Genomic DNA, 13,687 nt, shown 5'->3' with positions numbered 1-13,687 from the left:
CTAAGACCAAAATTTTTAAGCTTCGGTCTTAGATTGAAGTTTTATTTTTGCAATTCCGGGATTGCAATTTTGTGTAAGTTCATCTCAAAACCTTCTAATTGATCCTTGATCTGATTTTTTTGCATTAAAAAGAAAGAAGTTTTCTCAAAAAGTTCTTTATAATAATCAATCCCTTCAAAAAGATTAGATTTAAAAGTTTTCCATTTTTTTATTTGAGAATTAGTCAATTCTCCTGAAAAATCTGAAATTTCATTCTTTAAATGATTCACATACATTTTCAGTTCATTAATAAACATATTCGGTCGCTCGATTTCAGGAAGAATATTTCCATTTCCATAAATATGCTGAATCATTTCTGAAAGAGAAACCTCTTTATCAAAATACGCCAAATTCGGTCCCGGACAAATAACAACTCCTTGTTTTTCTCCTTTTATTTCAATTCCCTGTTCCAAATATGCCGAGTTGACCAAACCTACACAAAGACAGGCTTTATCTGTAATTTTCTTTTTTTCAGATTCAAATTGCTTCTGAGTAATTTCATCTTTTACAGTTGCAAGATCTTTCAGTTTGATATCCTGATATTTTTTTGAAGCCGTACAAATTCCTTGTGGAGAGTATTCTTTGCTTAACGCCAGTAATTTTTTAGGACACGAACTTCCAAATTTATTTTTAGCTTCTTTATGATGTTTCAAAATTTCATTTGATGTTCCTTTTACTGTATTAAACGGAACTCCCAAAGGAGAAATATTGCTCAGATAATAATCATTCTGTTTAGATTTAACCAAAAGATCTCGTGTTTCAATATCTACTGATGTCGCTTCAGGAACCAATAAAAATGGCGAACCCCAACCTATACTGTCAACTTTATAATTTTCAAGAAGAAAATCATGTTCTTCAGAAGTTCCTACTCCACCCTGAACTGTAATTTTCATCTCTAAAGGTTCCGTCGGAACGTATTTCTCTTTTTGCTCTAAAGCTTTAATCATAAGAGAATGTGCCGAAGAAATCAATTCATTTTTTTTCAATCTAAATTCTTCCATGATCGGACCCAATAACAAACCTTCCGTAGCAAAAGCATGACCACCACAATTAAGTCCGGATTCAACTCTATATTCTGAAACCCAAAGTCCTTTTTTAGCCAAAAAATTCCCCTGAATCATCGCAGAACGGAAATCACTTACTTTAAGAATAATTTTCTTTTTTATGAAATTATTAGCATCCGGAAAGAAATCTTCAAACTCTTCAATATAACTGTATAAACGAGGATTCATCCCTGCAGAAAGCACCATTGATGACGAGATTTTACTTTGAGCGAACCCACGAAGAGAAGCATGTGCATCATTGAAAATAACAGGAAGCTGTTCATTATTACGATAATTGTCTTTATCAACCTTCGTCATAATATTAACATCAATATTTCCCGGAACAAGATTTTTTTCTATAAAATTTTTAATATTTAAAGCTATGGAATCTCCTTGGTTCAGAATATTCTGTAGCCCATCTTTTAATTCGGAAGTATTTGGAAGCATCGCCATGAAGTTCTTCAGAGCATCTGTATTTTTAGAAATTTCTTCTTTAAAAGATTCAAACTTCTCTGTGACGATATCATCCATCATGTCGAGATAATCTGTAATCCTTTTGGCTCTGTAATCTTCGGTTTTTGAAGAAATTCCAAAATAATTAAGATTGAATTTTTTGCTGTAGAAATTTTTCATTTTCTCTACAATTTCGTCATCGATGATTGATATAACTGAAGAAATTCCGTATTGCGCGACACGAATCGGGCTATCTATGGTGTAAGATAATCCCATAACGGGAATATGAAAACTGTGTAAAGGCTTATTAATCATTATTTTAAACAATAATATTTTACTTTCATGTTTTATGAAAGTGATAATGATCTGAAAACCTGTATTCTTTACAAAAGTATAGAATTAAGATAAGCTATGCAAAAAATAACAAATCATTTTTAATGATGTCATAATTACAATCCTACCCATTACTTATTTTTAATTTTAAAGGTAAAAATCATATTAATTTGATACAATTTCCATTCTATTTTTATTAAATTTACACTTTCAATTCTCTAAATATCTATTTATTTACAATGTTTGTGTTTAGAAAAATACTCTTATTCAACATTCTACTTATAAGTTTTCTGACAGCAGCACAGAATCATCTCACTGCCTCACAACTGAAAACCAAAATCTCCAACAATTCTAAACTCTATAAAAATAATATTGACGAAGCTTATAAAGAACTAAACGGACTCTTGAAGCAGTCTATCATTCTGAAAGACTCTATTTCTGAAATGAAAATTCTCGACAGAAAATGCAGGTATTTTTATAGTAAAAATATGATGGACAGCCTGATTATCACCAGTGAGAATCTTCGAAAAAAATCGAGTTTATATAAAGACATTTATTTTGAAGCGATGTCTAATATTTATATCGCCGAAATATATTCTATCAATAAATTTCCTGATAAAGCAATTTCATATCTAAATTCTGCCTATCAGATTCTTCAAAAAGATGAATCAAACAGTAAAAAAATATTTTATGCAAAATCGAATGTTCTGAATAGTTTTGCCAATGTTTATTTAGATAAAAATCAGCCAAAAGAAGCTTTAAAAAAGATTTACGAAGAAATTGAAAGTGGAAAAATGCTGAAGGATAAAAACGAACAAGACAATTTTCAATATTTGAATTATGCGAATTTGGCAAATATTTACATTCAGATTAATTCAGATTCGGCTTATCATTACGCCAAAAAATCAATTTTAATTAAACCTTCGGATGTAATCGATGACAAATCGATGATTGATAATTATTCTGTAATTGGAAAAGTATATAAAGACAAAAAAGATTACAAAAATTCTATAAAAAACTTTCATAAAGCATTATTTATAAGCAACAAAAACGGAACAGAACTTAATAACAACCAGATTTATCATTCATTAAAAGATATTTACGATATTCTGAATAATAAAGACAGTGCTAATTTTTACAGCAATAGAATTGAGCAATATGAGCTAAAATCTCTCAAAAGCAAATACAATTCTTTACAGGAAGTAATCAGTAAGGATAAAAAAGAACAGGAAAACGCTCAAAATCCTATATGGTATTGGATTATCCCAGCGATTTCCGCGATCGTTTGCGGTGCTTTTTTAACGTTTAAAAGAAAGAAAAGTAAAGTCGAGCCAGAAGTTAGACCGGAAATTGACCGCAGGGAAACCTATCATCATCTTATGGAGCTTTTAGAGAAAAAGGATCCTGCTTTTTTATTTACTTTTGAAAAAGTCTATCCTGAGTTTTCTAATCAACTTCTCAGTAAGAATCCCGATTTGCAACAATCAGAAATTGAGTTTTGCGCCCTGTTAAAAATGAAGCTTTCAACCAAAGATATCGCTAGAATAAGTTTTATAGAAACCAGAACGGTTCAGAATAAAAAGTATCGAATTAGAAAAAAATTAGATATACCTCAGAATGTCGACATTTATCAATGGATTGATCAAATTTAATTTCATCTCTCCTCTACTACTTATGAAATAACTTGTAAAAAAGTAATTAATTTCAGAAGAATAAGGCTTTGGTTTTTCAAAGTCTTATTTTTTATTCAAAATTAAAAAAAGCATATAAATATATTATTTAAAACAAATTAAGTATATTTGTTTACTATAAATGATTTAATTATGAATTATAATTTAGCAAAAGATGTAATTCAGTTGCTTGAACAATTTGATTCTGAAAATACAAATTCACAATATACTTCTGATATTGAAGGATTTAAAACCTGGGTTCAGCATCAAGAAAATAAGAAAACACCTACTCAAAAAAATATTGTTTGGGAAGGAAAAGAAAACGGAAGAAGCCCGGAAAGCGTTATTAGTACACTACTTGTTCATTTGAACAGATACGCAAAGACTTATTCAAAGTCTGCAATTGCCGGTTCAGAATTTTCTACACAAGAAGAGTTTATCTACCTGATCACTCTAAAATCTTTTGGTAATATGACCAAAACTGAACTGATTAAGAAAAATATTCAGGACAAACCGGTGGGAAACTTGATTATTAACAGACTGATTAAACAAAATTGGGTAGAACAATCTGATTCTAAAACGGATAAAAGATCGAAAGTATTGACTATTACTGAAAAGGGTATTGAAACACTGGAAAAGCAAATGACTAATATCAGAAATGCGACCAAAATCGTCAGTGGAAATCTTACAAAAGATGAAAAATACATCTTGATTGAGCTATTAAATAAGCTTGACCACTTTCATAATCCTATTTTTGGCAGAAATATTGACAGTACAAATTTATTAGATACGGTCTTTAAAGAATATTCATTTAATGATAATTAATTATGATTAAAAAAATAGCAGTTATCGGTTCGGGATTTTCAGGATTATCTGCTGCAGCTTATGCTGCACAAGCTGGTCATGAAGTTCACATTTTTGAAAAAAACAGCAGTTTGGGAGGAAGAGCCAGACAATTTACCACCGATAATGGTTATGTTTTTGATATGGGACCAAGTTGGTATTGGATGCCCGATATTATTGAAGATTTTTTCAATGCATTTAATAAAAAAACTTCCGACTATTACGAATTGGTTTCTTTAAACCCTCAATTTGAAATGGTTTTTTCTGACGGAATTATGGCTGTTCCGAAAGATTATTCTGAAATGCGAGATGTTTTTGAAAATATCGAAAAAGGAGCAGCAAAAAAGCTTGACGAGTTCATGGAAGACGCAAAGTACAAATACGAAGTCGGAATGAAAGATTTCGTGACAAAACCTTGTCATTCATGGTTTGAATTTGTTTCTCCAAAGATTGCAAAAAGTGCTTTAAAGCTTGATTTATTATCCAATTTTCACCGTTTTGTAAGAAAATATTTCTCACATCCAAAACTGATCATGCTAATGGAATTTCCTGTTATTTTTCTCGGAGCTGCTCCAAAAGATATTCCGGCTTTGTACAGCCTGATGAATTATGGTGGTTACAAATTGGGAACATGGTATCCGATGGGAGGTTTTTATAAAGTGATTGAAGCTATGTCTGAAATTGCCAAAGAACAAGACGTTCAGTTTCATTTAAATTCAAATGTTGAAGAAATTAAAATTAAAGATGGTAAAGCACAATCAATCATTGTCAACGGTTCAGAAATTGAGTTTGATAGTGTAATTGCTTCTTCTGATTATCATCACACAGAACAGAATTTGCTTCAGAAAGAATATCAAAATTACAACGAAGATTATTGGAAAAAGAAAACTTTCGCACCTTCTTGCTTGATTTATTATTTAGGATTTAAAGAAAAAATTCAAAATCTGAAACATCATACTTTATTTTTTGAAAATGATCTGGAACTTCATACTTCTGAAATTTACGAAGATAAAAAATGGCCGACAAAACCTTTATTTTATGCTTGCTGTCCATCAAAAACAGATAAAAATGTAGCTCCTGAAAATTGCGAAAATGTATTTCTTTTAATGCCAATTGCAATAGGAATTGAAGATAAAGAAGAAATCAGAGAAAAATATTTTCTTGAAATGATTGAAAGGCTTGAAAAACACACCAAATTATCAAATCTTTTATCAAAAATCGATTATAAAAAAAGCTATTGCATTAATGATTTCAAAAACGATTACAATGCATACCAAGGAAATGCTTATGGTTTGGCTAACACGCTGAATCAGACTGCAGTTCTCAAACCTTCACTGAGAAACAAAAAAGTAAAAAATCTTTTTTATACAGGACAACTCACCGTTCCCGGACCGGGAGTTCCACCTTCGATTATATCCGGAAAAATAGCCGCAACCGAAGCCACTAAATAACCACAGAATATGAAAAAACTTTTCGATGAACTTTCTTATAAGATCAGCAAACAGACAACAAAACAATACAGCACGAGTTTTTCTTTGGGAATTTTGGCGCTTTCACCCAAGATCAGAAATTCTATTTATGCCATCTACGGATATGTAAGATTGGCTGATGAAATTGTCGACAGCTTTCATGGTTTTGACCGTACTACTCTTTTGGCTAGATTTCGTGAGCAAACCAATCAGGCTTTAGAAGAAAAAATTTCTTTAAACCCGATCTTGCAGGCGTTTCAGGAGACGATTCACCGATATGAGATCGATGTGCAACTAATTAATCAGTTTCTTAAAAGTATGGAAATGGATTTGCAGAAAATCGATTATGATTCTGAGCTTTATAAAGAATATATTCTCGGTTCTGCAGAAGTTGTCGGCTTAATGTGTCTTCATATTTTTGTAGACGGAAATAAAGAAAAATACAATCAACTGAAACCTTCTGCGATGAAATTGGGTTCAGCTTTTCAGAAAGTGAATTTTCTTCGTGACATGAAAGATGATTATCAGATTTTGGGACGTACTTATTTCCCTAATGTTGATATTTCTTACTTTGATAATGTTGTAAAGTCTCAAATTGAAAAAGAAATTTATGATGAGTTTAAGGAAGCTTTAGAAGGGATCAAAAAACTTCCCAATTCATCAAGGTTTGGAGTTTATCTGGCTTATCGATATTATACTTCTCTTTTCACAAAAATAAAAAAAACCTCTGCCAATAAGATTATCAACCAAAGAATCAGAATATCAAACGGTAGAAAATTTTCTTTAATGATGAGCAGCTATGTGCAATACAAAATGTCTTTTCTATAAAATATAAATTAAAAAAAATGGTACACCAGCTTAAGCGTCAACAACAACTTAACTGCGATATAAAAACTGCCTGGAAATTTTTCTCTTCGGCAAATAATCTTTCAGAAATTACCCCAAAAGACATGAATTTTGTGGTAAGAACACAGCTTTCTGATGATGAAATCTATAAAGGAATGTTGATCGATTATTATGTTTCACCTCTTTTTGGAATTAAACTAAACTGGCAAACCGAAATTACGGAAGTTAACTTTGAGAAAAGCTTCACCGATTTTCAGAAAAAAGGTCCTTTCAAACTATGGAATCATTTTCATGAGTTTATTCTTAATGATAAAGGTATTTTGATGATAGATACAGTAAGTTATGAATTATCTTTTGGATTTTTAGGAGAAATTGCACACAGCGTAATGGTAAAGAAAAAGTTGGAACATATTTTCGATTACCGATTTAAAATTTTAGAAGAAACATTTAATAAAAAATAGCATGAATTTTTTAATTGTTGTAGCTACATTTTTTACGATGGAAGGAATTACCTGGTTAGTTCACAAATATATTATGCATGGTTTTTTGTGGACTCTTCACCGCGATCATCACGATCACAGCAACGAAGGACATATGGAAAAAAATGATTATTTCTTCGCCATTTTCGCTATTCCAACCATTGCATTAATGTATTACGGAACGATTAATAATTTTAATATTTATTTCTATATTTCTCTTGGAATAACAATTTACGGAATGGCTTATTTTTTCGTACACGACATCTTTATTCATCAGCGTTTCAAGATTTTAAAGAATACAAAAAATCCTTACTTACTGGCCATTCGAAGAGGTCACAAACAGCATCATAAACATATAGGAAAAGAGCATGGCGAATGTTTCGGTTTTCTATGGGTTCCTGTGAAGTATTTTAAAATGTTTTTTAATAAAAATAAAGCGTAAATGTTGCAATACACGTATTTAGCGATTAATTTTTTCACAATAATTATCTGTTTTATATTTTCTTTTCATCCGAAAATTAAATTTCACAGACATTTTAAAGCTTTTTTGCTTTCCTCAATTATTGTTGCTCTATTTTTTATTGCATGGGATGTTTGGTTCACGGCAAATGGAGTTTGGTGGTTTAATGATAAATATTTAATTGGCAAACGACTTTTCGGACTTCCGATTGAGGAATTATTGTTTTTTATCTGCATTCCATTTTCATGCGTATTTACGTATTTCTGTTTAGATAAATTCTTTAAACTAGACTGGAAACCATCTGTTGAAAAGGTTTTTGTGCTTATTTCAATTATTGCTTGTATTATTTTAGCAATTTTATTTAAAGATAAAATTTACTCTTTGGTTACTTTTCTTACCACAGCAATCACTTTAATGGTGCTCTATTTTGTTTTAAAAGTAAAATGGATTGGTAAGGCTTCTTTTATTTATCTGGTTTTAATGCCCGGATTTTTGGCCGTTAATGGAATTCTCACCGGAACCGGACTCGATTCTCCCATTGTTAATTACAATCCAAAAGATTTTATAGGTTTCAGAATTTTAACGATTCCTATTGAAGATACAGTCTATGGCTACGAAATGATTCTGTGGAATCTTTTCTTTTTTCATAAATTTAAAAAAGATGAACAAAATTAATATATTCTGGTTTCGCAGAGATTTGAGGCTTTCCGATAATACTGCTCTCAATGCTGCATTACAATCTGACCAGAAAGTACTTCCAATTTTTATATTTGATACCGAAATTTTAGATCAGCTTGAAAATAAATCAGACCGAAGAGTTGATTATATTCATCAGGCTTTAGAAGGAATTAATGAAGAATTAAAAAAACACCAATCAGGAATTAAAACTTATCTCGGTAAACCACTAGAAATTTTTAAAGAAATCATCAACGAATTTGATGTTGAAACTGTTTTCTGTAATCGGGATTATGAACCACAAGCAATAAAGCGCGACAAAGAAATCTATGATTTCTTACAAAAAAATAACGTTGAATTTAAAGGTTTTAAAGATCAGGTCATCTTTGAAAAAAATGAAATTGTAAAAAACGATGGTTTACCTTACACAGTTTACACGCCGTTTTCAAAAAAATGGAAAGAAAAATTTCATCAAACAGAAATTCATTTAGCAAAAACTAACATTAAAAATTTTTATGCATTTAAAACTAAAGACATTCATACTTTGAAAGAAATTGGTTTTGAAAAAACAGACATGGTTTTCGTTGAACCTGTTATAGATAAAAATGTGATAGAAACTTATGACAAAAACAGAGATTTTCCGGCTTTAGATCAAACGACACGATTGGGAATTGCTTTGCGTTTTGGAACAATTTCTATCAGAAAATGTGTAAAATATGCTTCAGAACATAACGAAACCTGGCTGAATGAATTAATCTGGAGAGAATTTTTTATGCAGATTCTGTATCATTTTCCAAAAGTTGTCACAAAATGTTTTAAGGAAAAATATGAAAACATTCACTGGCGAAATAATGAAGACGAATTTAAACTCTGGTGTGAAGGGAAAACAGGTTATCCAATTGTAGATGCAGGAATGCGACAACTCAATGAGACAGGATTTATGCATAATCGGGTAAGAATGGTTGTCGCAAGTTTTCTTACCAAACATCTTCTCATCGATTGGAAATGGGGCGAAGCTTATTTTGCCGAAAAACTTCTAGATTATGAGCTTTCTTCCAACAACGGAAACTGGCAATGGGCTGCAGGTTGTGGTTGTGATGCTGCGCCATATTTCAGAATATTTAATCCGAGTGAACAAGCTAAAAAATTTGATAAAGATTTAAAATACATCAATCAGTGGAATCCTGAGAAACACGCTGTAAAAACGCCTATCATTGAACATTCTTTTGCCCGAAACAGAGCTTTGGAGGTTTATAAAAAAGGGGTAAAAGGATAATTTTTATTTTCAAAACGAAAAATTTCAAAATTCATATCAATTAGATACCACATACATAATGTGAGGCATAGTATTTGTAATTACTATTTAACATAATAAATATCACACCATCTAATAATATGAAAGTTACAGATTTAAAAATTAAAAATCTTGTTGAATATCAAAAAGAGATTTTTACGATAACAGAGATTTTCCAGAATGAAAAGGATTATTTTGTTAAGATTGAAAATGAAAGTCATGCTATTTCTGTACCGGCAGAAAAAATAAGCCCTATTCAGATTACAGAAGACTGGCTAGAGAAATTTGGTTTTTTGAAAACCTACGCTTCAGACCAACAAATTATTCGCTATGAAAGACCAGAATCTTTTATCAAGTATGATATTGATTTAAATTCAAAAAAGATTTTTGAAGGTTTAAAAATTTATGGGAATACGATAAAATGTAAATACATTCACGAATTCCAAAATATTTTTTCATGTCTCTTTGGGAAAGAAACGACAGTTTTTCTTAAAAGCTCTTTTCATAAAGCAGCCATTTAAAAACGAAGCGATTAAACTTCATATTTTTATATTATTATCCCTGACTTAGGTTGGGGACTTTTTTATGTCACTCTTATTTTATTGCTTGCTTCAACCCAATTTTCTTTGCCACAATTTTTACAGCTTCCCGCATTCCCTTCTTCTTTTTTTTCTGTAAAACCGCAAAATGTGCAAGAATAATGTCCTTCTTTTTTAATATATTTTATTGGATGATCCAAAGAATTCAGCATGATCGGAAGTCCGTATTTTACCTCTTTATCTTCATTAAAGAAAACACTTATTTCTCCGGAAACTTCTTCAATAGCAAACTCAATCTGACCTAAATGAGAAATACCTTTCACCCTTAATTCTGCAAAAAACTCATCACTTCCTAAATTTTCTTTCTTAAAATTGTCGATGGCAAAAACTCCGTGCTCAATAAGACATATTGCTTTTCCTTCAAATAAGTTTTCTAATTTTTTGAATCTTCCTATCAATGCTGTAATAGAAGAATATAAAATAATGATGACCAAAAAAACAAGCATGGACGAGACTATTCCCACTTCTTTATAAAACATAGGATCTCCGGCTGCAGAACCTAATCCGATAATCACAACCAACTCGAAGATTGAAAGTTGCTTCACCCCTCTTTTTCCTAAAATCCGAAGACTTATAATGATGGTAAGAAACATAATGATCGTACGAAGTACAATTTCCAGGAGAAATCCCCAATCTTCGGTTCCCAAGAATAATTCTTTCCAGGTAAAGTTTAAAAGAGTTGCTAAAAACATGATGTCATTTTATTTGAAGATTCAAAAAATAAGCCAATAAAGCTACCTTTTTTTAATTTGAATCTGCAACATAAACCTACATTTCATCGACAAATATTTGGTAATTGATTTATAAAAAATAATTACCTTTGAAAAATCACATTTAAGTGTATTAATTATACAGATAAAAATTAAGGTTTTATTTAAAAAAGAATAAAATGAAAATTATCACTACTCTACTTTTATTGTTTTCATCTTTAGCAATCAATGCTCAGCAAATTCTTAAGCAAGAAAAATATACTGGAACCATCGACGGAAAAATAAATATTTTATTTTACCTGAAAATTGAAGAAACAGGCTGTCCGAGTATTATTGCTTCCGGAATTTATAAATACACCGATAACAAAACTGCGAACTGGATTCTTTTAGATACTACTTTTTCTGAAAAAGCTCAACAATATACTTTTGTTGAGCAATATAATACAGGAATTATGCTTCTGAAGCGTAATTCAGAAATTCTTCAAGGACTGTGGATTTCTCCTGATGGAAAAAAACAGCTTAAAGTCAATTTAAAAAAGATAAAACAATCTAAAGCTGAAATTGAAAAAATGGAAGACGAATTGGAAAAAGCCAATTACAGCGCCAATGATTGCTAAATTTAACGATGTCTAGTTCCTTTTTGATGATAAGAAACCTGCTGATTTGAATTGTAATGATCATTCAGATGTTGATTATTAAAACTCGCATCTACATGATTATGAGTTGAAAGGATATTTTCCGGAGTTTCGAGACGAATCTTTTTTCCGTTTTTAAAAACTTCTCCTTCAGCAGTTCGGTACATTTGATTTTCTTTGTACTGATTTCCATCTGGAGCCGTAAATGTGTGATTTTTATTGTTTCTTCCTTTTCTTTTTTGATTTAAAAAGACTAAAACTCCACCGGCAACAATACCTAAGGCAATTTTCACTGAATTTTTCATAAACTAATATTTCTTCAGTTAAAACAAAATTATTGCCAACCATAAAATTTGTGGTATCTGCGAATCATTATTAAAAATAAAAAGACTGTCAAAAAAATATTGACAGTCTTAAAAAACTTGAGTTATAAACATAGACAAATAAAATTGGATTGATACTATCTATACATTCAAAATTATAAACTTTCGCTATAATTTTTTATGACCTAACGCATAAACTATTTTAAGGCTTGCTGGTTTTATTCATTTAATGATATTAATCAATAATTAAGGCTCAAATTTCTGTATTTTTTCCTTTTCAACCTCGATAGGAAACACTAATTTTGCGTTCAGTATTTAGAATAAATAAAAATAACAATGAAAAAGATATTGTATTCTGCTCTATTATTATTTTCTGTAATAATCAGTGCTCAAAAAAACACTTTATTACAGGCAGATTTTTGGAAATCTAAACCTAATGTAGAAAAAGTAAAGCAAGAAATATCCAATGGAAACAGTGCCTCTGAATTTAATGGAAGTACTTTCGATCCTGTTTCTCTTGCCCTTACCAATAAAGCTCCTCTGGAAACTGTAAAATTTCTTTTAGAGCAAAGAGGAAATGCAGTAGGCAAGCTTACTCATGATGGTAGAATTTATCTTCACTGGGCTGCAATGGCTGGAAATCCTGAAATCATTGAATATTTTATTTCTAAAGGTTCTGATGTTAATAAATTAGATACAAAAGGTTTAACGCCTCTTGCTTTTGCTGCAATGTTTGGTTTAAATGATCCAAAAGTCTACGAAACATTCTTCAAAGCTGGTGTAAATCCGAAACACAAATATAAAAACGGAGCCAATATTTTACTTTTGGCGATTGGAAACGATAAAGATGGTTCTTTACAAAAACTTTTCACTTCAAAAGGTCTTTCTATAAAGGATGTAGATGACACCGGAGCAACTGCTTTTGATTATGCGGCGAGTTTCGGAAATATCGAGCTTTTAAAATCATTAAAAAACCAAGGAGTTAAAGCTTCAGATAAAGCTTTGGTCAATGCAGCAGCAGGAACAAGAGCTGTTACAAATACACTTCCTGTTTATCAGTATTTAATTGATGAAGTAAAGTTAAATCCTTCTGCAACCAATGCAAACGGAGCAAACGCTTTACAGATTATTGCAAGAAAAAATAATCAGAAAGAAATCATCGATTATCTAATCAGCAAAGGAGTTGATGCCAATAAAACCGACAGTGAAGGAAATAATGCATTAATTACTGCTTCAGGAGGAAGAGATCTTGAAAATGTAAAAGCAATTGCAGCAAAAACCAAAAACATCAATGCTGTAAATTCTAATGGAGAATCTGCCTTAACCCAGGCTATCCAAAGTGGTTCTGCAGAGATTGTAAAATTTTTAATTTCTAATAAAGCAGACGCAAAAATTGTTGATGCTAAAGGAAATAATTTAGCTTATTATTTAATTCAGTCTTACAGACCTGGTCCACAAAGAGGTCCTGATGAATTTTCAGAAAAATTAAATATTCTTCAATCGAATAATGTAAATGTTACTGCTTCACAAAAAGATGGTAATACATTACTTCATCTAGCGATTGCAAAAAATGATCTTGATCTTCTGAAAAAATTGAGCGATCTAAAAATTGATGTAAATTCTGTTAACAAAGAAAGTATGACTGCTCTTCAAAAAGCAGCTTTGGTAGCAAAAGATGACACAATTTTGAAATATCTGGTTTCTTTGGGTGCCAATAAGACCATCAAAACAGAATTTGACGAAACTGCTTATGATCTTGCTTCAGAAAATGAAAGCTTAAAAAATAATAACGTATCAATCGACTTTTTAAAATAAA

General features: G+C 30.8%; 14 protein-coding genes. 11 read left to right on the top strand and 3 right to left on the bottom strand.

Features of this window, described 5'->3' with window-relative positions; translation table 11 throughout:
* Nucleotides 1-41: 41 nt before the first annotated feature.
* Nucleotides 42-1,850 (bottom strand): hypothetical protein, encoded by a 1,809-nt coding sequence (locus tag FDY99_RS20745; RefSeq protein ID WP_139423551.1) that lies wholly within the window; start codon nucleotides 1,848-1,850, stop codon nucleotides 42-44.
* Between the two features lie 257 nt (nucleotides 1,851-2,107).
* On the opposite strand from FDY99_RS20745, the gene FDY99_RS20740 reads away from it, so the two are divergent.
* The 9 genes from FDY99_RS20740 (at nucleotide 2,108) to FDY99_RS20700 (ending at nucleotide 10,125) form a co-directional block, all read left to right on the top strand.
* Entirely contained in the window at nucleotides 2,108-3,520 is a 1,413-nt protein-coding gene (locus FDY99_RS20740; RefSeq protein WP_139423550.1) for a helix-turn-helix domain-containing protein, read from the top strand.
* Between the two features lie 171 nt (nucleotides 3,521-3,691).
* On the top strand, nucleotides 3,692-4,363 hold the full coding sequence (locus FDY99_RS20735; RefSeq protein ID WP_139423549.1) for a MarR family winged helix-turn-helix transcriptional regulator: 672 nt from the start codon (nucleotides 3,692-3,694) through the stop codon (nucleotides 4,361-4,363).
* Between the two features lie 2 nt (nucleotides 4,364-4,365).
* On the top strand, nucleotides 4,366-5,832 hold the full coding sequence (locus tag FDY99_RS20730; protein ID WP_185148745.1) for a phytoene desaturase family protein: 1,467 nt from the start codon (nucleotides 4,366-4,368) through the stop codon (nucleotides 5,830-5,832).
* Between the two features lie 9 nt (nucleotides 5,833-5,841).
* Nucleotides 5,842-6,678 carry a phytoene/squalene synthase family protein gene (locus FDY99_RS20725; protein ID WP_139423548.1) on the top strand — a complete coding sequence of 279 codons (837 nt, stop codon included), beginning with the start codon at nucleotides 5,842-5,844 and terminating at the stop codon, nucleotides 6,676-6,678.
* A gap of 17 nt (nucleotides 6,679-6,695) precedes the next feature.
* Nucleotides 6,696-7,157 (top strand): SRPBCC family protein, encoded by a 462-nt coding sequence (locus FDY99_RS20720; RefSeq protein ID WP_139423547.1) that lies wholly within the window; start codon nucleotides 6,696-6,698, stop codon nucleotides 7,155-7,157.
* A 1-nt stretch (nucleotide 7,158) separates the two neighbouring features.
* Nucleotides 7,159-7,617: a sterol desaturase family protein gene (locus tag FDY99_RS20715; RefSeq protein ID WP_139423546.1), complete on the top strand. Its 459-nt coding sequence runs from the start codon at nucleotides 7,159-7,161 to the stop codon at nucleotides 7,615-7,617.
* Nucleotides 7,618-8,310 carry a lycopene cyclase domain-containing protein gene (locus FDY99_RS20710; RefSeq protein WP_139423545.1) on the top strand — a complete coding sequence of 231 codons (693 nt, stop codon included), beginning with the start codon at nucleotides 7,618-7,620 and terminating at the stop codon, nucleotides 8,308-8,310. It begins immediately after the preceding gene.
* Entirely contained in the window at nucleotides 8,297-9,586 is a 1,290-nt protein-coding gene (locus FDY99_RS20705; protein ID WP_139423544.1) for a cryptochrome/photolyase family protein, read from the top strand. The genes FDY99_RS20710 and FDY99_RS20705 overlap by 14 nt, the downstream gene beginning before the upstream one ends.
* Before the next feature lie 119 nt (nucleotides 9,587-9,705).
* On the top strand, nucleotides 9,706-10,125 hold the full coding sequence (locus FDY99_RS20700; RefSeq protein ID WP_074228907.1) for a hypothetical protein: 420 nt from the start codon (nucleotides 9,706-9,708) through the stop codon (nucleotides 10,123-10,125).
* A 62-nt stretch (nucleotides 10,126-10,187) separates the two neighbouring features.
* Here the strand turns inward: FDY99_RS20700 and FDY99_RS20695 are convergent, their stop codons facing one another.
* Nucleotides 10,188-10,895, bottom strand: a complete 708-nt coding sequence (locus tag FDY99_RS20695; RefSeq protein WP_139423543.1) for a DUF421 domain-containing protein — start codon at nucleotides 10,893-10,895, stop codon at nucleotides 10,188-10,190.
* 197 nt (nucleotides 10,896-11,092) lie between these two features.
* Here FDY99_RS20695 and FDY99_RS20690 point away from each other — a divergent pair, with 197 nt between their 5' ends.
* Entirely contained in the window at nucleotides 11,093-11,530 is a 438-nt protein-coding gene (locus FDY99_RS20690; RefSeq protein WP_139423542.1) for a hypothetical protein, read from the top strand.
* A gap of 2 nt (nucleotides 11,531-11,532) precedes the next feature.
* On the opposite strand, the gene FDY99_RS20685 is transcribed toward FDY99_RS20690, so the two are convergent.
* Nucleotides 11,533-11,853, bottom strand: coding sequence for a hypothetical protein (locus FDY99_RS20685; protein ID WP_074228914.1), 321 nt, complete (start codon nucleotides 11,851-11,853; stop codon nucleotides 11,533-11,535).
* Between the two features lie 354 nt (nucleotides 11,854-12,207).
* Between FDY99_RS20685 and FDY99_RS20680 the strand changes: the two genes are divergently transcribed.
* The gene (locus FDY99_RS20680) at nucleotides 12,208-13,686 is read left to right on the top strand and encodes an ankyrin repeat domain-containing protein (protein WP_139423541.1); all 1,479 of its coding nucleotides are present in this window, start codon (nucleotides 12,208-12,210) and stop codon (nucleotides 13,684-13,686) included.
* Nucleotide 13,687 lies beyond the last annotated feature (1 nt).

Source organism: Chryseobacterium mulctrae (genome assembly GCF_006175945.1).
Classification (GTDB): Bacteria; Bacteroidota; Bacteroidia; order Flavobacteriales; family Weeksellaceae; genus Chryseobacterium; species Chryseobacterium mulctrae.
The sequence above is the reverse complement of the archived record's forward strand: the minus strand, read 5'-3'. Positions and strand labels throughout refer to the sequence as shown.